The following is a 22370-nucleotide window of genomic DNA, read 5'->3' on the forward strand; positions in this document are numbered from 1 at the left end:
GAATTATTTTTGTTTCGTTTCACGACGCATCATGGAATATTCCTCCAATGGCGTATCGATGTACAAACGCAATTTCATTTGTGCATGTTTTGCCACATCAATGTCATTGCCATCTTCATCAGTGATACGTGTAATCACATGTTTTACCAATGGTCCATGAGGTTGGCAAAACTCTACTTCTTCCCCTACTTTAAAGTTGTTACGTTGTTCCATGTAGGCATAGCCTTCTTCTGCATTGTATCCTTCTACTAATCCAATGAAATCATGGGTTTGCGTATTGGAAGATTTACCATAGTTTTGTGCTTCTTCCCCTGGTTTTTCCATGGCAAAAGCCTCTGTGTATGGACGGTGAGAGATTTTTTCTAATTCTGCATACCATTCATCACGTACATACCAGTCATCTCCTTCTTCTAGGAATTTATCGATGGCTTCACGGTATACTTTGGATACAGTAGCTGCATAGTGTACAGACTTCATGCGACCTTCAATTTTTAAACTATCTACACCCGCTTTATAGAGCTCAGGAATATATTTTAATAGACATAAATCTTTAGAGTTAAAGATATATGTACCATGTTCATCTTCTTCGATTGGATAGTATTCACCAGGACGATTTTCTTCCACCAAATTATATTTCCAACGGCACGCTTGTGTACAAGCCCCACGATTCGCATCACGGTTGGTCATGTAATTACTCAACAAACAACGACCAGAATAGGAAATACACATAGCTCCATGTACGAAGGCTTCAATTTCAACATCTGCTTTCTCACGCATAGTTTTGATATCTTCAATGCTCACTTCACGAGCTACTACTACACGAGCAGCCCCTTGTTCTTTCCAGAACTCTGTAGTCAAATAGTTCGTTGTATTTGCTTGTGTACTCACATGCAATTCTAAGCCTGGAGCCACACGCTTTGCCAACAAGAAAATACCCAAGTCCGCTACGATGATCGCATCGACCTTAATACTTTCCAAGAATTGTAAATACTCTTCAAGGCCTGTTAAGTCCTCATTATGCGGAATAATGTTACAAGTGACATAGATTTTTTTGCCATGGCTGTGTACAAATTCTACAGCCTCTTTCAATTGATCATTGTCAAAATTGGAGCTAGCTGCGCGTAAGCCAAAGGCACGGCCTGCACAATATACGGCATCTGCACCATAGCGAATAGCCATTTTTAATTTATCCATATTACCAGCAGGAGCTAGTAATTCCATATGTCGTTTAGTCATGAATCTTTCCTTTCCATATACTTACACTCATACCATCTCCCATAGGGTAGATAGTAGTATTGTAATATTCTTTTTGTTCTACATAGGTTAAATACGCTTGCAAGCGTTTCACAATAGTTTTAAAGCGCCGAGGTGGTTCTTTCTCTCCCCGCACATAGCCACGGAATAAGACATTATCCGCTAATACCACAGCCCCTTCTGCTAATTGGGGTTCAATGAGTTCCAACTGTTTTAAGTACTGACCTTTAGGGCCATCTAAAAACACTAAATCAAAGGGACCTTCTAGGCCTTCGAGCAATTCTGTAGCATCTCCTTTTAATAGAGTGATTTTCTCTGCATAGTCTGATTGTGAAATGAAATGGCTAGCCATCCCATGGCGTACATCATCTAATTCTATAGTGATGAGCTGTCCCTCTTTGTCCATATGCTTTGCCAGTAACAGCGAAGAGTACCCAATAGCAGTGCCCACTTCTAAGACTCGCTTTGGTTTATATAAACTGATTAAGTCTTCAAAGAGTTCTACTTCTGACTCTCGTAAAATTGGCACATCATGCAAAAGCGCATAGATACGTTGTTCATTTAAAATATCTTTAATTTTCATAAATTTGATCCACTATTTTCAAATGTTCATCATAGGTTTTCGTAAAATGATGATGTCCTTCTTTGTCAGCCACAAAGAATAAATACTCCGTTGGTGGCGCATACAAAACTGCCTCCATAGATTTGATGCCTGGGTTTGCAATAGGTCCTGGTGGTAATCCTTTATGAAGGTATGTATTGTACGGACTTTCCAATTTTGTATCCTCAATACTAATCAAAGGCTTAGGATACCCCAAAATATATTGAATACTAGCACATGATTCTAAGGGCATGCCAGTTTTTAAGCGCTGACGAAAAACTGCGGCAATGATGGGTCTATCTTCATCGAACTTCGCTTCTTTTTCCACCAAGGATGCTAAGGTAATAAATTCAAATATGGTCATTCCTTGCGCTTCAACATCTTGGCGCATTTTTGGTGTTAATTGGCGATTCATTTCGTCCGCCATGATGGCCATCACATCTTCTGCTTTGCTACCTACAGGAATTTCATAGGTGCTAGGGAATAGAAATCCTTCCACCCGATAGGTAACAGGCTTCGTTCCCACCATATACTCATAAGGTGTATAGGTCTTTCCTTTTTCCATGAATGCATACTGCGTATCGATGCCTTGTTCTTCAATGCGTTTTCCAATTTCACCAATGGTAAATCCTTCTGGAATGGTAAGTTTCACCGTTTGTAATCTACCTTGTTGGAGCAATCCAATAATCTCACTTAAACTAGAATGGTGTGGAATTTGATAATATCCATGTTGTAACTTATCCATGGTTCCCGTTAAGCGTAGAGCACCACGGAACAGAGTAGGTGATGTGATAAGCCCTCTTTCATAGAGTACATCCCCAATCTGTGCACCAGTTTGATTCTCACTGATAACAACTGTTTCTACATCTTCCTTTGAACCACCAGTCCAAGGAATATAATATATACCTGCTAAGATTCCAAGCAAAATTACGATTAGAATTGCTACACATCTATAGATATAGTTTGCATATTGTTTCATAGCACACTCCTTTTTCAACGAATACTATATTATACCATTTTAGCAGTATATATAGCAATTTTTCTATATAGTATAGGTCAATCTATCATCGATACACTCACCTAGACCATATATCGTAACGCCTTTAGGTACAATACTTTTTTACCTAGCATGTATGTAATCCATCTTCTCTTATACAGAAAAGGCTGTAACCACACTGTCTTTCGACAGTCTGTTACAGCCTTGACTAACGATTAGTCCATTTCTTCGTATAATTTAATGACTGCATCGAATTCTTCATCAGTAGGAGCTACGTAAACTTGTTCTCCTTCTTCTTCATCAATACGCGCAATAATCACTTCTGGTTCATCATGTTCAGTGTCTTCTTCTGGAGGAAGAGATACTAAAATCGCAAATGCTTTTCCATCATGTTGAATTAGCATTTCTTCTTCATAATACATTTCTTCTCCATTTTCGTCTTCAATGACAATCACAGATACTTCACCTTCATAACCTTGTTCGATCATGGTAACCTCCTTATGAACGACTATCTAAATAGCCTTGTAAAATGACAACTGCTGCCATCTTATCAATGACTTCTTTCCGTTTTTTACGACTTACATCAGCAGCAATTAAAGATTTTTCTGCCATCACTGTAGATAGACGTTCATCCCAAAATACAACTGGCGTGGAGATGACTTCTTGCATCTTTTCCACAAAGGCTTCCGTTTTTTCAGCCCGTTCTCCTTTGGTGCCATTCATATTTTTTGGCATGCCTACCACAATAGTGTCTACCTCATATTCACGGATTAACTCCGCAATGCGCTGAAAGTCTTTTTCATGAGATGTGCGGCGAATAGTTTCGATGCCTTGCGCTGTAATATACAGCGCATCACTGCATGCGACACCAATCGTCCGACTTCCCACATCGAGTGCCATAATTCGCATTATAATTGTTTCGCTTTCACATATTCTTTCACAAGTTCTTCAATAAGCTCATCTCGTTCAATGCTACGAATATCACTACGAGCATTATTATAACTTGTAATATACGTTGGATCTCCAGAAATGAGATATCCTGTGATTTGACTAATTGGGTTATACCCTTTTTCCGCCAAGGCTTGGAACACATGTTGGAATACTTCTTCTGGTGTCAACGGTGTTGTTTGTACCGGTTTAATCACCATTGTTTTATCTGAAAGATTCATATAATCCCTCCTTATCATGAGTTTTCTAGTGAAAATCTCATCTATGAGTAAACTTATCCAACCATGGATTGGATTGCCTCTTTACCTGCTGCTAAGGCTTGGTCCATCGCTGCTGGATCTTTACCACCAGCTTGTGCCATATCTGGACGACCACCGCCATTACCACCAGCTGCTTGAGCCGCTGCTTTTACGATGTTACCGCAGTGGATACCTTTGCCAACTACATCTTTCGTAGCCATGCAGACAAAGTTTACTTTATCGCCACCAGCTGCACCTAATAATACTACGCCAGAGCCAATTTTATCGCGAACCATATCCGCCATGTCACGCAATTCGCCCATATCAGATACTGGTACGGAGGCTACTACTGCTGTTACATCGCCTACTGTAAATTGACCAGCTAAGACACCATCAAGGTTACCGCTATTCAATTCTTTTTTCACTTGATCTAGCTCACGTTCTACAGCTTTTGCATGGTCTAATACTTGTTGTACTTTACCTACTACTTCTTGTGGTTTTCCTTTCACAAGAGAAGCTACTGCTTTTAATGTTTGTTCTTCTTGTTGTGCTAACATAAGCGCTGCTTTACCTGTCACCGCTTCGATACGGCGTACGCCAGAACCAATACCACCTTCGGAAGTGATACGGAATTGACCGATGAAACCAGTATTTTCTACGTGAGAACCGCCACACAATTCGATGGAGAATTCTGGCACAGATACAACTCGTACTTCGGAACCATATTTTTCACCGAACAACGCCATAGCGCCTTTTGCTTTCGCCGCATCAATGGACATAGTTTCTACTTCCAATGTGGAAGCACGAAGAATTTGTTCATTTACTATGTTCGTAATGGTTTGCAATTCTTCTGCTGTTACTGGCGAGAAATGTGTAAAGTCAAAGCGCAAATAGTCTGGTGTTACCAAAGAGCCCGCTTGGTTTACATGCGTACCCAATACGGAACGCAATGCAGCATGCAATAAGTGTGTTGCTGTATGATTACGTGCCATATGCTGACGGCGTTCTACATCAACTTCGAATGTCACTTCGTCGTTTACAGAAATGCTACCTTCTACGACAGTCCCTACATGGTAGGTAGTGCCTTCTGGTAATTTTTTAGCCGTGTGTACTTCTAATTTACCCAATGGGCCTACGATGAAGCCAGTGTCACCTAATTGTCCGCCTCCTTCTGCGTGGAATGGAGTCGTTTTTACGATGATCGTAACATCTTGACCATCTTCAGCACGTTCAATGGCTTTTGCCCCTTCACCGATTAACAAGACTGTGGATGCTGTGGCACTTTCATCGTCAGAAATATGTTCGCCAGATAAATGGGTAATATCTGGAGTAGCTACTTTTGCGTCTACGTCTTCACGAGCTTCACGAGCACGAGTACGTTGTTCATTCATAGCACTTTCAAAACCAGCTTGGTCGATAGTGAAACCAGCTTCAGAAGCGATTTCTTCTGTCAATTCCCATGGGAATCCGTAGGTGTCATACAATTTGAATACGTCTTGACCTGGTACTGTCGTAGCGCCCTCAGCTTTCAATGTATCCAATAATTGGCTCAACATGTCTAGGCCAGATGCCAATGTTTGGTTAAAGCGTTCTTCTTCGTTCGCCACCACTCGTTTTACGAAGTCTTGTTTCTCCACGATGTTCGTGATAGCTCCGCCCAAGATATCTACTACGATATCTACTAATGGTACCAAAAATGGTCCTTGAATACCTAATAGACGACCATGACGAACAGCACGGCGCAAAATACGGCGAAGCACATAGCCACGGCCTTCATTAGATGGTAACACACCATCTGCAATCAATGCCACAATAGCACGAATATGGTCAGCAATAACTTTCAAAGAAACATCTGTATTCGCATCTGTATGATACGTAACACCTGCTTTTTTCGCTGTAGCCTCAATGATTGGGAAAATTAAATCTGTTTCAAAGTTACTTTCTTTGCCTTGTAATACAGATGCCAAACGCTCTAAACCAGCACCGGTATCGATATTTTTCTTAGCCAATGGTTCGTATGTACCTTCTGCTGTACGGTTGAATTGCGTGAATACAAGATTCCAAATTTCAAGGAAACGGTCGCAATCACAACCTGGTGCACAGTTTGGATCATCGCAGCCACGCTCTGGTCCTAAGTCGAAGAAAATCTCGCTATCTGGACCACATGGACCTTCGCCAATTTCCCAGAAATTATCTTCCAAACGGCTGATATGGTCTTCTGGTAAGCCAATTTCATTATGCCAAGTGTCATAGGCCTCTTGATCATCCGGATATACAGTAACGTACAATTTTTCTTTATCCAATTTGATGACTTCTGTTAAAAATTCCCATGCCCAATGGATGGCTTCTTTTTTGAAATAATCACCAAAAGAGAAGTTTCCCAACATTTCAAAGAATGTATGGTGACGTGCTGTACGTCCTACGTTTTCAATATCCCCTGTGCGAATTGACTTTTGGCTTGTCGTAATTCGTGTGCAAGGTGGTACTAATTTACCTGTAAAAAATGGTTTCAAAGGCGCCATACCAGCACCAATTAATAATAAAGATGGGTCGTTATCTGGAACAAGAGAATAACTCTCTTGCTTTAAATGTCCTTTACTTTCAAAAAAATTCAAATACGCTTGGCGTAATTCATTTCCTGTCATGATTTCCCTCCTAAAATTGTCTATTGCCTTTATTATACCACAGATTTTGATGAAAGTATGCATTTAGGTGAGGTCATTGACTTATATAGGATGATGATACTTTCCATACTAATTTTTTATTTTAGGGCTACCTACACTTCACCAAATTCACTAAGAATGTCACCACATAGAGTCCAATAGCTGTCAGTACAATGGTCCCCCCTGGTGCAAAGTCTAGCCAAAAGGCGCTGCACAGTCCGCCTATGACGGATATTACGGAATAGACGGTAGCGATACCCCAGGTTTCTTTGAAGCCCCGTTTCCATAAATGAGCAGATGCAACAGGAACTATCATCAACGCACTAATCAATAGAATCCCTACTACGGTCATCCCCATGACAACTACAAGGGCTGTTAAGATGGCAAAAATCATGTTCACACGATTCACATTGATACCTACAGTGCGAGCAATTTCCTCATCAAAGGAAGTAAGCATTAAGGAGTGATACACAAATTTCATGATAATACCCACTACGACAGCTACCGCACCGATACCATAAATATCTGTCATAGTCACCGTTAGAATACTGCCAAATAAAAAGTTCAATAGTCCAGTGCTAGGCATTTTTACCATTGTAGAAAATACGATAGCCAGAGCTAAGCCTGCATAAAAGAATAATGCCATTATCATATCTGCGTATTGTTTTTGGTAGCGACGCACGAGTTCTATGCCCATGGCAGAAAGAACGGTCAATATAACAGCACCTAATGGAGGGTATACTTTTAGTAAGGATGCCCCCGTCACACCAGCAAAGGCAATATGTCCTAATCCATCGCCGAGCATAGATTGCCGTTTAATGACGATGAACATACCAATTAGGGGGCACATTAGCGCCACTATGAGGCCCGCTAAAAAGGCACGTTGCATAAATGTATAGGATAAAATATCCATCTTAACCTCCTAAATGCCATGCCAAACGAGAGCCTTGATGACTTTCCATAAAGCCTTTACAAGGTCCATAGTAACAAGCATGTCCATCCACACATAAAATTGTATCTGCTACTTCCATAGCTTCTGTCACATCATGAGTGACCATAATAACAGTGATGTTTTCTTCTTTTAAAGATCGCAACACTTCGTATATTTTTTTGCTTGTTTCAAAGTCGATACCACTGGTGGGCTCATCTAGCAAAATATAGTTCGGTTTCCGTGCTAAGGCCTGTGCTAACATGACACGTTGTTGTTGACCGCCGCTGAGTTCTCCAATGCGGCGTTTCAAGAAATCTTGCATGCCCACCAATTCCAAAGCATCCAAGATGCGTCCTTTTCTATCTTCCTTCGGTACGTGAAATAAAGCGAGTCCCACTACCTCTTCTACGGTAGCTGGAAATTGGGCTGCATTCTTGTTATAAATTTGTGGCACTAAGTGAATGAGTCCTTTCATTTGTGCTTCTTTCGGACTAATGCCGTCTAAACAAAGATGTCCGGCTGTGGGTTCTAATAGTCCTGCTACCATACGAAGCCAGGTGGTTTTACCAGATCCATTAGGTCCCACCACCAGTACAAACTCACCTTTGGGAATGGTGATGGTCATATTATGGATAACCGTCTGAGATCCATAGGAAAATTGTACATCTTGTATGTGAATGCCTGCGTGCGTCATAGTTAACTCCTTTATGTTTCTAGTTATCGCATATATGGCAAAAGCTGTAATGACATCATCACTACAGCTTGTGTATTATAGTACGCGTTTTGCCCCTACATAGCGTGGTCCCCAGTAGCTATCATCAATATCTGCTACGGCTACACCACTGCTAGATGTGGCACTGATGAATTGTCCATCACCGATGTAAATACCAGAATGGGAAATCCCTGGTTCATAAGTTTCAAAGAACACTAAATCACCCGGTTGTAGATTACTTTTCTCTACTTTTTTACCTACTGTATACTGTTCGTCAGCTTGGCGCGGCATATCAAAGCCTATCTTTTGGAATACATAGCGAATATATCCTGAGCAATCAAATCCCGCTGGCGTAGTGCCTCCAAATTTATAAGGCACTCCCGTAAACGTATTGGCATAGGTCAAAATCTCTTTCACATTGCCAGATATAGGTTGATGTCCAATCTCTAAGCCTTTGTATGTTTTGCCTTTCTTTTTGAAAGTCAGCCCTTGTGGGGCAGAGCTTTTGTCTTTTTTATGCTTTAACGTAGATGTGATAGCTGTGGATTCTCTATTTGGATCGATATGGGCTAATAATTTAGCATCTTTTTCAGAAATTTCTTTCTTTTTAGATACCGTTTTTGTTGTTGCCGGCAGTGGTTTGCCCATCAATTTTTTATAGGTCACTGCTCCCAATATTCCGTCCACTGTTAATCCATTATCTTTTTGGAACAATCTAACAGCCCACTTTGTATTTGCATCATATTCGCTAGTTTCCCTAGCTTTATAACCAGCAGCGATGAGTTTCTTTTGAATACCAAGAATTTCATTGCCTGTATCACCATATTGGTAAGCTCCTTGTACACTAGTACCTAAAAAGCCTACTAATAGAGCGACTGCCAGGTATTGTTTCTTTTTACTCGTCATAGGACTCCTCTCTTATATACGATTATTTGTCTTGTATGTGACAGTTTATGGCGTCTTTCACCCAATATAACGGTCGTTGTTTGACTTCTTCAAAAATTCGTCCCACATATTCTCCGATGATACCAATACCTACCAGTTGTACACCACCTAGGAAGAAGATAGCCACTCCTAAGGTAGACCAACCACTGATAACATTGTCAGAGAAGAAGTGAACAAACAATATGTGTCCGATCATAATCAGGCTTAATAGTCCGCATAGCAAGCCGATATATAAGGCTAACCGCAAGGGTACTCTAGAAAATGCTGTAATGCCGTCTAAAGCAAAGCGCATCATTTTTTTTACACTAAATTTAGAAGTCCCTGCAAAGCGTGGGGGTGCTACGAAATGAAATTCATGTTGCACGAATCCCAAGTCGCCTACAATGCCCCGCAAAAACCTACCATGTTCACGGAATTTTTTCAATGTTTCTAGGGATTTTCGATTCATCAACCGGAAATCGGAACCACCTTCCACGATAGGAACATTGGCTAATTTGTTAAGCACTTTGTAATAGTATTTCGATGTAAAAGCTTTTGCCCAACTAGCATCTTCTGTGGAATCACGAATGGTACGTACTACATCTGCACCTGCTTCCCAATGCTTCACTAGTTCTGGAATCAACTCTGGTGGATGTTGCATATCTCCATCCATAGTGATTACCGCATCACCTTGGGCGTAATCTAATCCACAGGTCAAGGCTAATTGATGACCGAAATTTCTTGCCAATAACAGCACTTTTACCTTTGGATCTTGATTACCAATATATCGTAGCATGCCTGCACTATCATCACTGGACCCATCATCGACGAAAATAATTTCATGGTCATAGTCAAGTGTTTGCAATACATCTTTGACTGTAGTATAAAATTTTTGAATATTATCTTCCTCATTAAATACGGGAACAACAATTGACAGTAACATAGCTCCTCCTTATGATCTTTACCTATCTATTTTACAGGATTGAGACTTGTTTTGCAAACTCCGCTGTATATGGAGACGATATCTGACATGCAGAACATATGCTACAACAAGGATTCATAATATATAGTGGCAAACACATTTTATATCCTGTATACTGATGATAAGAATATTTCTCTTTTCTGATACTGATTATTTTTCATCATATTCCTTGTTGCCCTTCAATAACAAGAATCCCGATTTTATTTAACATTTATTTAGCACTTTTAAACTCATTCTTTCACAACATATATAAAGAATGTGATATTACCCCCATTCAGCAGTTAATTTTATTTACTATTTATTTAGCACTTTTAGGAAAAATACTATGAAACTAACTACATTAGAAGCAATTATATCATTAAAAGAGTCTTCACAAGTTGAATACAAAAAGGCTAAAAATGACTTCCCCAAAGATGCATGGAAATCATATTCTGCATTCGCTAATACTACAGGTGGCTATTTAATTTTAGGAATTTCTGAAGACGAGTGTAAAAAACCAGTTTTAACCGGAGTAAAAGATGCTGAAAAAATAATAAGCGACTTCTGTTCTACCCTAGGTGATAGATCTAAAGTTAGCTTAAATATCATAGAAAATGAAGATATACGAACAGCTATTATTGAAGATAAAACTATAGTTATTATACATATTAAGGAGGCTGCAATTACAGATAAACCTGTTTATCTTAATAACAACCTTGCTCATACTTATATCAGATTACACTCACAAGATCATTTAGTAGATACACAGCAATTAAGTACAATATTAAGAAATCAATCTGATCAATTAGATTATGAATTACTCCATAATTATGATATATCTGATTTAGATTTAGATAGCATTAATAGTTATAAATCAATACTATCTAAGAGATATCCCAGTTTAAACTACTCAGAAATGGACAACCAAAGCTTCTTAGAGAATATTGGCGTATTTCGTAAAAATCGAAATACTAATAAGATACACCTAACGGTTGCTGGATTATTATTCTTCGGCAAATACAACTCTATTATCGATCGATTCCCACATTATCATGTAGATTTTTTTGATAAACGCGGTAATTCACAAAGATGGAGTTTCCGAATTGAGTCAGGCAATTTAGATTTTCCAGATTTAAATTTATTTAATTATTATCGCTTAGTAAGTGAAAAACTCTTATTATCTGTAAACAGAAATTTTGAACTTGATGAGTACACGATCAGAAAAAACCCTACAGATTTAACAATTGCTTTACGCGAAGCATTTGTCAATATGATAATCCATGCGGACTACTTTTTAAATACAACCGCTTTAATTGCGGAAATTCATGAACCTTTTTATATTTTTATTAATCCCGGAATTATGAAAATCCCTGTAAAAGAATTTTTCACTGGAGGCGGTAGATCCTTGGTCAGAAATCCTCTTCTCGTTAGCTTATTCACTAGAATGGGCGCCTCTGAACATGCTGGTAGCGGCAGTCAAAAAATAATTGATGTTGTAGTAAAAAATAGATTCAAAGTTCCTGAATTAAAAAGCGACTTAGAAAGAACGTACTTAAAATTATGGATAGCAGAACCTCTAGTAGACGTTTCTAATCTAAAAGAGGATGAGAAAAAAGTGTATACATTTATCTGCAATCCTCCAACTTCAAATAAATCATCTATTAAATTTACAAAAAAAGAAATTGCCAATGCTCACCCTGATATAACCTCTGCTCGCTTAACAAGAATACTTAACAAGTTATCTGAACAAAATTTAATTGTAAAGATGGGCGCATACAAAAACAGAACTTATGTTAAAGCAGTTTCTTCAGTAGAAGTGATTCATCATTGGGGAGAAACTTATGATATTATAAAACATCTATTTTATAAAGATAAATCTGATTCATAGCAGATATCTTCTTTTTTTACCCATATGCACTTTTTACTAAAACATTAAATTTCATTATAATCATCTTCTACTTATCATACGGTAGAACATAAAAGAAGGTCTTCTTTACAATAATTTCTATTCACTCATTGTAATAAAAGATGACCTTCTTTTTCTATTTTATTTCTCTCAATAATTTTATACTATTTTTACCTTCGTTCTTATGTGTCGATATTGCTATGCACTCGCTTCATGAAATCAGACATAATAGCTACGCCAGTGAAAGAATGTTGCAAACACGTTTGGTAATTGTGCTCGTGGATACCTCCCAAAGCAATACCTTGTACTTGTGGGTAATGTGTCCGAATTAGTTTCAACAGTTCCTTCCCCCGCTTAACGCCAATGCCAGGGTGTCCTGTTTTGCATTGTGTGGGAAAGATGGGACTGATTAAGACGTACTCCAAATTAGGGATTCCTAGGGATGCTAATAACTTGATGTCATCTTCGTTGTGAACGGTGCTCCACATAGTTATGTCCTGAAAATGTTGTTGCAAGATAATCCATAGTTCTTCTTGTTCGGATTGCCAATAGCGTATTAGATTAGTGGGTAGATGGATTCGTTTTGCTGTTGCCAAAACAATAGCTAATTGCTCTCGATTCGTAATAACTTTTCCATGGTGTACTACGGTATCCCCGATGGCATCGCAGAGTTGGAGATACTCCTCAAAGGGTAAATCAGTGTCACGGCACAGGGTGTACAGACTACTGTGATTTCTCATCCAGTTGTCTGGTTCAGCACTATCTGCCCTCGCATCAGGCAATTTAGTACTATGAAGATTCGCTTTTACTGTAGATCTATATGCTCTACGTATATTATACGTTAAACTGCTTTCTTCTGTATGATTAATACAATGCTTGCCATACTTTTGTATTCTTTCTATCCCTCTAGACAGTGCTACACCATATGTGGCTAAGCTAATGTCATCTTTCAGTAACTGGCGATTTGTAATCAACACTAAGGTGTCTATAGATTGGTTATTTTTCTTCATAGAGCACATCGATATAATCACTCATCACCACTTGCATTCCTAAGGCTTTCACATCTTCCATGGCTTCTGCTACAGTTCTACTGTCAGCAATTTCAAATTGTGCATCCCCTTCTTCTTGTTTCTTTTCTTCTGAGGAATGTTCACCAATACCTGTGCTGACACCTGCTGACAGTTTCGTCGCTGCTAATGGTAGGACCCCGTTGCGGAACCTGGCTGTTTCTCTAGTGGAAATCGTAATATTTGCATAAGGTAGGAATAAGCGATATGCCAAGATGACTTGCAATAATTGAGCTTCTCCTACGTCCCCTGCATTGATGGTATCATCATTGACGATAGGCCGCAGGCGTGGACAGGAAATACTAATTTCTCCATGAGGATACGCACGTTGTAGCATATGGGCATGCAAGGCTGTGGCAAAGGCATCTTTTCGAAAATCATCTAACCCCAATAAGGCTGCTAAACCTACTCCCCGCATACCCCCTCGCAAAGCTCGTTCTTGCGTTTCAAGTCGATAGGGAAATACGCTTTTATTTCCTAACAAATGCAATGTTTTATAATTTTCCCAATTATACGTTTCTTGGAATACGGTCACATAATCACAACCGCATTCTCGTAGGTACGCATAATCGTCTACATTGGCAGGATAAATTTCTACGCCCACTACCTTAAAATATTTTTTTGCTAATTCACAGGCACGCCCAATGTAAGAAATAGGACTATGGCGTTCACTTTCCCCAGTCAAAATTAAAATATCCTGTAATCCTGTTTTGGCAATATTTTTTAACTCTTCTTCAATACCTGCTTCATCTAACTTCGCCCGATGGATCTGATTTTTACAGTTGAAGCCACAATACACGCATAGGTTATCGCAATAGTTTGAAATATATAACGGTGTAAATAAATACACAGAATTGCCAAAGTATCGTGTTCGTACGGCCTTTGCTTTTTCCGCTAGTTCTTCCAAAAATGGTTCTGCTGCAGGAGATAATAAAATTTTCAGTCCTTCTACATCAATGGTATCTTCTTGCAACACACGGCGCACATCATCTGCTGTGTATCGATCGTACGTATATTGCTCACGTTCTCGCAATACCGTCTCTAAAATAGGACTTTCAATTTGATCCATGTGGGGGCGATACTTCCAACATGGATCATCTATATGGTATCTGGTGGTACTAGACATGGCTATTCCTTTCCTATTATCTCAAAAATCCAGTCAACGGAGATGAAGCGCTACCACCGGTTTCAAGAGTAGGCCCTAATTTTGACAAATATGCCAATCTTCCTGCTTGGATGGCTAAACCAAATGCTTTCGCCATACCTCGAATATGGCCCGCAGAAGCTACGGCTGTATTTGCCATGATTGCAGCTACGCCCATTTCCATTGCTTCTGCTGCTTGGGATGGAGCACCAATACCAGCATCTACAATGATAGGCAAATCAATTTCATTCACTAAAATTTTGATAAATTCCTTTGTCTGCAATCCACGATTAGATCCAATTGGCGCCGCTAACGGCATCACCGCAGCGGCTCCAGCATTCACCAAATCACGAGCCACTTCTAAGTCTGGATACATGTATGGCATAACGATGAATCCTTCTTTTGCTAATATTTCTGTAGCTTTAATGGTCTCCCCATTATGTGGCAATAAATATTTTGAATCTTTCATAATTTCTACTTTTACAAAATCTCCACAACCTGTAGCTCGGGATAATCTTGCTATACGCACCGCTTCTTCAGCATCTCTAGCGCCACTCGTATTAGGGATTAAGATAGTATCCTTTGGGATAGCATCTAGGATATTTTCCACTTCTCCACCTACCGCACGACGTAGGGCTAAGGTAATCATTTCTGCGCCCGCTTCTTCTAGGACAGCCTCGATTAAGTCGATAGAAAATTTTCCAGACCCCAAGATAAATCGAGAATGCAATGTATGTCCCCCTAAGGTCCATGTATCTTGTGTTTCCATATCTTTCACTGAAAGTGTCATAGGTTCCTCCTTAATCAATATCTTCTCCATGTAATAGTTGAATCACAGCATTTGCCATATGTCCGGCACAAACCATGACACGAGCGGCAGTAATTTTTCCGATAGAATCGATATCGCTCACACCATCACCGCATAAATACCAACGATGATGTCTTCGTTCACGGCGGATACCATTACTATCGCCCCAACCTGCCATACCGGAACAGCCTACCAATAAAGGCTCTGCTGGATGGGTCAAAATAACTTCTGTCATCCACGCTTTTGTGACAGCCTTGTCCACTGCTTCTACGACCATGTCATAGCCATCGATTAATTCAGATAATCTTTCTGGTGTGAGGCATTCATTATGAACAATGACTTCACAGTTTGGATTCATCCGATTGAGGTGACCTTTCATAGCCTCTACTTTTAAAACTCCTACATCATTCACGTCATAGTATTGACGGCCTAGATTACTCTCATCCACAACGTCGAAGTCTACGATTTCTAACTGACCAATTCCAGCACGGCACAATGCCACTGCCACATGGGAGCCAACACCACCCACACCGATAAGCAGAACTTTTTTATCTTGTAAAGATACCATTTAGCCACCTCCTACAAAGGTTACTACTTCCATTGTGTCTGCAGGACTCACACGAGTCGATTCCCAGTCTGCTTTAGAAAGAATCTTCCCATTATATTCCACTACGATGCGATCCATTCGAAACGCTAGGGCTGCCAGTACTTCTTGCACTGTTTGCCCCTCATAATGATAAGTTGCTCCATTTACTTTCATCATATCCTCCTAACTATAGCGTATGCTATATACCTATTTCAAACTAGTATCATACCAATTATCCGTCATGGCTCCTTCACCACATACTAGTATAAAAAAACAGCACGAAAAACCATACCCGCGGTGGTATGCCCCTTCATGCTGTAGCACTCTATCGTCTCACTATTCTTTTCCACTTGTACATCCATTTCGATGTACCTCTATTCTGTACCCATATAGGATAGACTATCCTATGAAAGACACAAAAAAAGGACATCCTGTTGGATGTCCTCAGTATGACGAATCAAACTTATCCTACGTTGGCATTATCCAAATCAGGTTATGGGTCAAAACTTTCGTTTACTCTCAGCCAGTAGGCTCCCCAAAGTTCTCTTTCAGTATACGCTGATACGACTCAATTTGCAAGCCTAAGTATCAACAATTTTTATCGTCTCCGTGCAGACACAGAGGCATAATTTTTAATTACAACGATAGGTGTCATTTGACTATCGTTGCCAAATGGATTATCGATTAAAATTTGCGCAATTTGCTGCGGTTTCAATCCGCGACTATGACCTAAGATAGCCGCTCGTTTTAAATCATTCACGTCCGCTACACAAGCCCCATAGGCTCCTGTTGCTTTCATAATAGCATCGGCTACTGCATGTGGTTGTTTTGGTCCATATACAATGCATTTATCAAATGGAGGCATAGTACCTGTCACATCATCTGTTAAGGATGCGGTCCGTGCCATTTGATAGAACACGCCAGATTTTTTAAACACTTTAGCTACGGCTCCACAGAGGAAGGCAAACATCATTTTCCATTCCCCTTCTTTATCCATAGCTGCTTGCATACCATACACAGATGCCATAGAACCATCCGGATGGATAAAGCGATTTAAAAATTTAGCTTGCCAAGATACTTTTAAATCTTCTGGTCGTGTAAACTCCCCTTGCGTGATAGCCACGACGGATTCTGCTACGCACACAATATCTTCTGGTCCAATATAAGGACCTGCAAATTCTACGATAGCCTCTACGATATCATCTTTGTTCGTTAAAATGCGCGTAGGGATTGGTAAAAGTTCTAATTCTGCCATGATGTACCTCCTATTTACGCATTGCTACTTCTAACTCTTCTGCAGTTAGAGTAATTCTAGTTTTTGAAATACGGTATGCCTCACGACCTACTACTTGATGGTAGATATCGATAGGCATGTCTGGGAATCCCACTAAGTCTTTACGAATATTGCCACTATTAGCCGTCATCACTAGACGCAAACGAATGGTACTGCCTTGTCGTTGTTTATAGACTAACGCTTCCCAATAGCCATCATGACGTTCTGCCTTTGCATCGGTTAACCACGATTGAATTCGCACATTGTCAAATTGTTCTTGTGGTAATAAATGACGAGGGAACATATCCATGATGGTTCCGTATTGTTTACCTCTGTTCACAAATGGAATATCCGTAGATAACACTACTTGATCAAAACTAATGTCTTCTACCACAAATGGAGTGCGACGTTTCACCATGATCACAATGTCTTCATTGCCTTGGCGCCATGCAAATATGCGGTAGGCAATATAAATGATAGCAATGATACAGGCTATCCACACTAGGGTATCTATTAATGTGTAAATATACATAGTTCCTCCTATAGAGTAATGAGCTTAGCTGTTAAGCTAGTATCCTTGAAAATATCTTGTACGATAGACGTTACTCGATCCGCATGGCTAGTAACACAAACTTGTATAGAACCTTTTCTACCTGATGTCTGCTCCAAATCTTCTCCGTACAAAATAGCTCCTACAGCATCAGATGTTTCCCACGCAGGGTCTACAAAGCAAATTTGTTCTTTAGCCAACTCACGCAGTATGGGTTCTACTAAGGGATAGTGGGTACATCCTAAAATGGCCACTTCCACATTTGCCTCTACCAAAGGCTGTACATATTCTTTTGCACAATGTCGTAAAACTGCATCATCTAAATGACCTTCTTCAATACAGGCCGCCAAATCTTTACAGCCTTGTTCTACTACTTTTACATGAGGCTTCAAGGTATGGACTGCATCCATATGTTTATGACTATTAATAGTCGCTACCGTAGCCATAATGCCTAAAGGTCCTTTACGTTTCTGTTTAACCTTAATACGCAGAGCATCATGAATCCCCTGTGCCATCCCCACAATAGGTACATCAAATTGTTTGGATAGTTTGTCCAAGGCTACCACAGAAAATGTATTGCAAGCGATGACTATTAGTTTCACTGGTTGGGCCACTAAAAACTCTGCAATTTTCGTAGCAATGCCTTCAATTTCCTCAATCGGCCTATTGCCTACTGGATTGTTTGCACTATCTCCAACATAAATAAAATCTTCTTCCGGAAATTCTTGTGCTAGCACAGATAATACAGACAATCCACCGATTCCAGAGTCGAATACTCCAATAGGTAATTCCTTCTGTATGGGCGTCATTCCCTACTCCTCCTCTGCTACGGCTTTCATGGGTTTAAAAAATACATCTGGCAAGCGAATAATTTTACCTGTTTCTTTAGCCGTAAATACATTTTGTGTTTCCCCTGTACAGATCAATGCATTATCACTGTCACGGATAATCCGATATGTGAAAGTACATTGAGCCCGCGACAAAGAGGCTACTGTTAATTCCACCCGCAATACATCATCAAAGCGTGCCACTTCCTTATACTCACAGCTCACTTTTGTAATAGGAAAGACGATGCCCTCTTGCATCATGTCCCATAGACTAATACCACAGCGGCGAAAATATTCAATTCTCCCCATTTCAAACCACCGTAAATGATTCGTATGATGGGCAATCTCCATCATATCCGTTTCATAAAATCGGACACGTAAAGATGTAGAAATCATCGTATACTACCTTTCCTATGCAATAAGAGGCTCCAAAGAGCCCCTTTACTGATTAATCAATTGATCCGATAGGCACAAATTTTTGTGCTTTTTCCTTATGGGAAGCCTTAATATAGCGATTAGCTACTTTCATAGCAATTGCTAATACTGCCACATCATCCACCCAGCCAAGACCTGGTACGCTATCTGGGATAAAATCAATAGGCAATATCAAGTATCCTAAAGCGCCTGCAATAACGGCCTTTACAAATGCTGGTGTATCTGTATCACGTAAACAATAATATAACATAACAGCTTTTCGTGCAAACATAATATTACGACCCATGCGATTCACAGTGGACATAAAGGCATCAGATGTAAAGGTTTTTCCATACTTAAGGATTTGTAAGATATTCATAGTTATAACCTCTCTGATTATTGTTTGAACTTGTCTTTTGCTTGTTCTGCTAAGTCGATGGCTTTTTCTTTTGTTTGTTCTGCCAATTCCACTGCTGTTTCCTTCACAACTTCCGCTTTTTCACGAATGTCTTGCACCGCTTCTTGTGCGTGGTCAATCGCTTTGGCTGTCAATTCAGAAGCTTTTTCTTCTACTTGCTGTAATGTCGGCTCTACCACCTCTTTTACCTGTTGAAGTTTTGGTTCTACCTTTTCTTTCACTTGTTGTAATTTTGGTTCTACCACTTCTTTTACATCTTGCATAACAGCTGTGGCTTTTTCCACCACTGGTTCTACTTTAGTTTGTAAGGAATCATTTAATGTTTGTCGCACCGTATCTGCTTTTTCATAAGCGGCTTTTGTATATACGCTTGCTTTAGATGCTGATGTACCTGCTACGGCACCCGTTAAAGATAATGCTTCAGTTGCTAAAATTTTAAGCAAAGAGCCTACTCCTTTTGCAGCATGACGAGCATTATCTAGTAATTCTTCATTACCACTTTTCTCTAATGTGTCTTTCACCGTAGCTGCCAAGATGGATACGGCTCCTACTGCTAGATCTTTTACAGCACTTACATTAGCCAACAAATCAGCTCCAACAAAAGAACCTGCAAAGCCTTTGGCACTTGCTAAGTAATCATTACCAGACACCTGTACATCATCTAAGAAATCTACAGTTTCATTACCCAACGGCTTATCCCGAAGTGGTGTATTCGCCAATGTGATAACTGTTTCTTTATTATGTTCATAAATATCTACTAAACGTTGACGATATTCTTCATAGTTCGGACATGCTGGCATACCATCTTCAATCCATTTTGCAGCCATTTTACCAACACCATAGGTAATAGCCGCTGCCACCGGAACGCGAAGAATCACTGTTGGTACGACTGTACATACTAACGCTGCTACAGCACTACCACCAAGACCGACTAAAAATCCAGTCACCCCTTCTTTAGCAGGGCATACACCATATACTTGAGCAATGCGTGATACCATGTACACATCATTAGCCAATAAACCTACATAATTAAATTTTGGTAATGCCGCGATACCAGCTGCACGAGCTGCTGCCCAACGGCAAATCATTTCTACTTCTTCTTGTACATTCGTTGCTTGAGGAAGTGTTGCATTATTGTATTCCAACTGCTCCATATTTGTCTCCTATACTGACCACAAAACATTAAGTGTAAATGTACTTATTACCCTTATTGTATCAAATTTCTCAATGAATTACCAACTTGTTAGTCCACCGTCTACAGTCCAAGCTGCACCCGTCACGAAAGATGCTTTCTCACTAATAAGAAAAGCAATGACTTCGCCTACTTCTCGCGGTTGAGCAATCCGTCCTAATGGATAGTGTAAAGCCATTTCTTCCTTAGCTTTCACAATATCACCCGATGGTTCATTGGCTAATTGTTTTGCCACTAATGAAGTGTCTACATCACCAGGACATACACAATTAACGCGAACACGATGAGGTGCCATTTCTAAGGACAGTGATTTCGTAAAACTCACTACAGCCCCTTTGGATGCTCCGTACACAGTGCACGCCACATTACCTTGTAGTCCTGCATCACTTGATATAGTCACAATACTACCATGCACTTGTTTCAAGTACGGTGCTGCGGCTTGGCATAAAAAGACAGTACCTTTTACATTCGTTCCAAACATCTCATCAAAGTTTTGCTCATCCACATCTTCCAATAGTCGTTCTTCATAATACCCAGCTGCCGTTACTAAGGCATTTAAATTGCCAAACAAACGAATCGTATCTTCCACAATACGACGGCAATTCATAACCTTACTTACATCTCCTTGCACAAATCGTACTTTCGAGGAAATACGGCGCAATTTTACAACCGCTTCTTGTCCATCCCATTCATTGCGGCCGTTAATCACCACACACCAGCCTTGCTTTAACAACAATTCTGCAGTAGCAAAGCCTATACCCGATGTGCCGCCGCTAATTAATGCTACTTGATTATCACTAAATTTTTGCATAGTTACTCCTACTATATAATCCCCTGTGAAAGTAAATAGTCATAGGACAATTTCATTAACATTGTCAGAGACATGGCGATAAACAAAAATCTCACTAGTCCTGCGCCTTTCACCATGGCTAACTTTGATCCCGCAGTAGCGCCAATAATTTGTCCCGCTGCAACTGCTAAACCATAGCCATAGTTCACTTGATCCATATAGATGAACACCATCAAGGACCCAAAGTTACTCACTGTATTTAGTACTTTGGCATTTCCTGATGCGCCTAAGAAATCATAACCCATAAACAAGAAATAGAATATTAAAAACACCCCTGTGCCAGGTCCAAGAAATCCATCATATAAGCCGATAACAATAGCCACTGCTACATAAGCAAGTAATTTCCATCCTGATTTACGTTCCACTTGTGCTATGGTACCCCAATCTTTTTTGGTAAGCACCACAATGAACACTGCCAACAATAATACAATAATAAGGGGTTTTAAAAATGTGCCTGGCACATAGACTGCTATATAGGCGCCTACCATAGAGATAAGCAGAGTGAATGGCATGATCCATTTCACGAATGTCCAATCTACCAATTTGTTTCTGGCGAAGTTAATCATTGCTGTGCCAGATCCAAAGACACTAGATAATTTATTGGTCCCTAAGCACATGGCCACCGGCATATTCGTCAACATCAAAGCGGGTAACGAAATCAACCCACCTCCACCTACAATGGAATCAATAAACCCCGCTAGGGCTCCTGCAAAAAATAGTATGATACCTATGAGTAAATCACCTTCCATAGTGTGAGCCCTCCTCTCTTATATACATCACGTTGATGTCCTATTGTATCTTCTAGTCCTCAATACGAGGCAAAATTTTATTATATCCATCGGCACCATAATTTAAGCACCGTTTCACACGACTTATGGTCGCCGTACTAGCTCCTGTTAATTCTACAATTTGCTCATACCCTGTACCTGCTTTTAACAATCGTGCCACTTCTAAGCGTTGAGAGATAGATTTTAATTCTCCAATGGTACAAATATCTTCAAAAAATTCATAACATTCTTCTAGTGTTTCCAACGACAAGACTGCCCGAAATAACTGGTCATGTATTGGATTCTTAAGTTTTTGATTCAACCTTCTACTCCTTCAT

The 22370-nt window shown here is 39.9% G+C and carries 26 protein-coding genes and 1 riboswitch; of the genes, 1 reads left to right on the forward strand and 25 read right to left on the reverse strand.

Annotation, left to right across the window (positions count from 1 at the left end; all coding sequences use genetic code 11):
- Positions 1-3 precede the first annotated feature (3 nt).
- From EO112_RS02770 to EO112_RS02820, 11 genes are all read right to left on the reverse strand, one after another.
- The gene (locus EO112_RS02770) at positions 4-1236 is read right to left on the reverse strand and encodes a U32 family peptidase (protein ID WP_009352930.1); all 1233 of its coding nucleotides are present in this window, start codon (positions 1234-1236) and stop codon (positions 4-6) included.
- A complete protein-coding gene (locus EO112_RS02775; RefSeq protein ID WP_127162822.1) occupies positions 1229-1837 on the reverse strand; it encodes an O-methyltransferase in 609 nt (202 codons plus the stop codon). The genes EO112_RS02770 and EO112_RS02775 overlap by 8 nt, the downstream gene beginning before the upstream one ends.
- Positions 1827-2834 carry an endolytic transglycosylase MltG gene (gene mltG, locus EO112_RS02780; protein ID WP_127162824.1) on the reverse strand — a complete coding sequence of 336 codons (1008 nt, stop codon included), beginning with the start codon at positions 2832-2834 and terminating at the stop codon, positions 1827-1829. The genes EO112_RS02775 and mltG overlap by 11 nt, the downstream gene beginning before the upstream one ends.
- 233 nt (positions 2835-3067) lie before the next feature.
- Positions 3068-3340 (reverse strand): DUF1292 domain-containing protein, encoded by a 273-nt coding sequence (locus EO112_RS02785; protein WP_009352989.1) that lies wholly within the window; start codon positions 3338-3340, stop codon positions 3068-3070.
- Between the two features lie 10 nt (positions 3341-3350).
- Entirely contained in the window at positions 3351-3761 is a 411-nt protein-coding gene (ruvX, locus tag EO112_RS02790; RefSeq protein ID WP_126939628.1) for a Holliday junction resolvase RuvX, read from the reverse strand.
- Positions 3761-4021, reverse strand: a complete 261-nt coding sequence (locus EO112_RS02795; RefSeq protein WP_009352873.1) for an IreB family regulatory phosphoprotein — start codon at positions 4019-4021, stop codon at positions 3761-3763. Before EO112_RS02795 ends, ruvX begins: the two co-directional genes overlap by 1 nt.
- Before the next feature lie 53 nt (positions 4022-4074).
- Positions 4075-6684, reverse strand: a complete 2610-nt coding sequence (gene alaS / locus EO112_RS02800) for an alanine--tRNA ligase (RefSeq protein ID WP_127162826.1) — start codon at positions 6682-6684, stop codon at positions 4075-4077.
- A gap of 127 nt (positions 6685-6811) precedes the next feature.
- Positions 6812-7615, reverse strand: a complete 804-nt coding sequence (locus EO112_RS02805; protein ID WP_127162828.1) for a metal ABC transporter permease — start codon at positions 7613-7615, stop codon at positions 6812-6814.
- 1 nt (position 7616) lies between these two features.
- Positions 7617-8327 carry a metal ABC transporter ATP-binding protein gene (locus EO112_RS02810; protein ID WP_009352919.1) on the reverse strand — a complete coding sequence of 237 codons (711 nt, stop codon included), beginning with the start codon at positions 8325-8327 and terminating at the stop codon, positions 7617-7619.
- Between the two features lie 75 nt (positions 8328-8402).
- Complete coding sequence (locus EO112_RS02815) at positions 8403-9251, reverse strand: NlpC/P60 family protein (RefSeq protein WP_126941298.1); 849 nt, start codon at positions 9249-9251, stop codon at positions 8403-8405.
- Positions 9252-9273: 22 nt separating this feature from the next.
- Positions 9274-10212, reverse strand: coding sequence for a glycosyltransferase family 2 protein (locus EO112_RS02820; protein ID WP_127162830.1), 939 nt, complete (start codon positions 10210-10212; stop codon positions 9274-9276).
- Between the two features lie 364 nt (positions 10213-10576).
- Here EO112_RS02820 and EO112_RS02825 point away from each other — a divergent pair, with 364 nt between their 5' ends.
- A complete protein-coding gene (locus EO112_RS02825) occupies positions 10577-12118 on the forward strand; it encodes an RNA-binding domain-containing protein (RefSeq protein ID WP_127010194.1) in 1542 nt (513 codons plus the stop codon).
- Between the two features lie 200 nt (positions 12119-12318).
- Here EO112_RS02825 and EO112_RS02830 read toward each other — a convergent pair whose 3' ends face one another.
- The 14 genes from EO112_RS02830 to EO112_RS02895 form a co-directional block, all read right to left on the reverse strand.
- Positions 12319-13146: a thiamine phosphate synthase gene (locus EO112_RS02830; RefSeq protein ID WP_164723936.1), complete on the reverse strand. Its 828-nt coding sequence runs from the start codon at positions 13144-13146 to the stop codon at positions 12319-12321.
- Positions 13133-14329: a 2-iminoacetate synthase ThiH gene (gene thiH / locus EO112_RS02835; RefSeq protein WP_127135597.1), complete on the reverse strand. Its 1197-nt coding sequence runs from the start codon at positions 14327-14329 to the stop codon at positions 13133-13135. The genes EO112_RS02830 and thiH overlap by 14 nt, the downstream gene beginning before the upstream one ends.
- A gap of 16 nt (positions 14330-14345) precedes the next feature.
- Entirely contained in the window at positions 14346-15137 is a 792-nt protein-coding gene (locus EO112_RS02840; protein WP_369813338.1) for a thiazole synthase, read from the reverse strand.
- 10 nt (positions 15138-15147) lie between these two features.
- The gene (thiF, locus tag EO112_RS02845) at positions 15148-15723 is read right to left on the reverse strand and encodes a sulfur carrier protein ThiS adenylyltransferase ThiF (protein WP_127162832.1); all 576 of its coding nucleotides are present in this window, start codon (positions 15721-15723) and stop codon (positions 15148-15150) included.
- Complete coding sequence (gene thiS, locus EO112_RS02850; RefSeq protein WP_009352953.1) at positions 15724-15915, reverse strand: sulfur carrier protein ThiS; 192 nt, start codon at positions 15913-15915, stop codon at positions 15724-15726.
- Positions 15916-16189: 274 nt separating this feature from the next.
- Positions 16190-16289: riboswitch (TPP riboswitch) on the reverse strand.
- 50 nt (positions 16290-16339) lie between these two features.
- On the reverse strand, positions 16340-16996 hold the full coding sequence (locus EO112_RS02855) for a coenzyme F420-0:L-glutamate ligase (protein WP_009352865.1): 657 nt from the start codon (positions 16994-16996) through the stop codon (positions 16340-16342).
- Between the two features lie 10 nt (positions 16997-17006).
- On the reverse strand, positions 17007-17546 hold the full coding sequence (locus tag EO112_RS02860) for a hypothetical protein (RefSeq protein ID WP_009352952.1): 540 nt from the start codon (positions 17544-17546) through the stop codon (positions 17007-17009).
- Between the two features lie 8 nt (positions 17547-17554).
- Positions 17555-18373 (reverse strand): glutamate racemase, encoded by an 819-nt coding sequence (gene murI / locus EO112_RS02865; RefSeq protein ID WP_062401321.1) that lies wholly within the window; start codon positions 18371-18373, stop codon positions 17555-17557.
- Positions 18374-18376: 3 nt separating this feature from the next.
- Positions 18377-18787 (reverse strand): thioesterase family protein, encoded by a 411-nt coding sequence (locus EO112_RS02870; protein WP_127135599.1) that lies wholly within the window; start codon positions 18785-18787, stop codon positions 18377-18379.
- 52 nt (positions 18788-18839) lie between these two features.
- Complete coding sequence (locus tag EO112_RS02875) at positions 18840-19184, reverse strand: YkvA family protein (RefSeq protein ID WP_009352977.1); 345 nt, start codon at positions 19182-19184, stop codon at positions 18840-18842.
- A 17-nt stretch (positions 19185-19201) separates the two neighbouring features.
- Positions 19202-20377, reverse strand: coding sequence for a hypothetical protein (locus tag EO112_RS02880; protein WP_127135600.1), 1176 nt, complete (start codon positions 20375-20377; stop codon positions 19202-19204).
- 78 nt (positions 20378-20455) lie between these two features.
- A complete protein-coding gene (locus EO112_RS02885; protein WP_009352933.1) occupies positions 20456-21226 on the reverse strand; it encodes an SDR family NAD(P)-dependent oxidoreductase in 771 nt (256 codons plus the stop codon).
- Between the two features lie 11 nt (positions 21227-21237).
- On the reverse strand, positions 21238-22014 hold the full coding sequence (locus EO112_RS02890; RefSeq protein ID WP_127135601.1) for a TSUP family transporter: 777 nt from the start codon (positions 22012-22014) through the stop codon (positions 21238-21240).
- A 52-nt stretch (positions 22015-22066) separates the two neighbouring features.
- Positions 22067-22354, reverse strand: a complete 288-nt coding sequence (locus EO112_RS02895) for a YerC/YecD family TrpR-related protein (RefSeq protein WP_009352920.1) — start codon at positions 22352-22354, stop codon at positions 22067-22069.
- Positions 22355-22370: the final 16 nt, after the last annotated feature.

It is taken from the genome of Veillonella sp. VA141, from assembly GCF_003992175.1.
Taxonomy (GTDB): domain Bacteria; phylum Bacillota; class Negativicutes; order Veillonellales; family Veillonellaceae; genus F0422.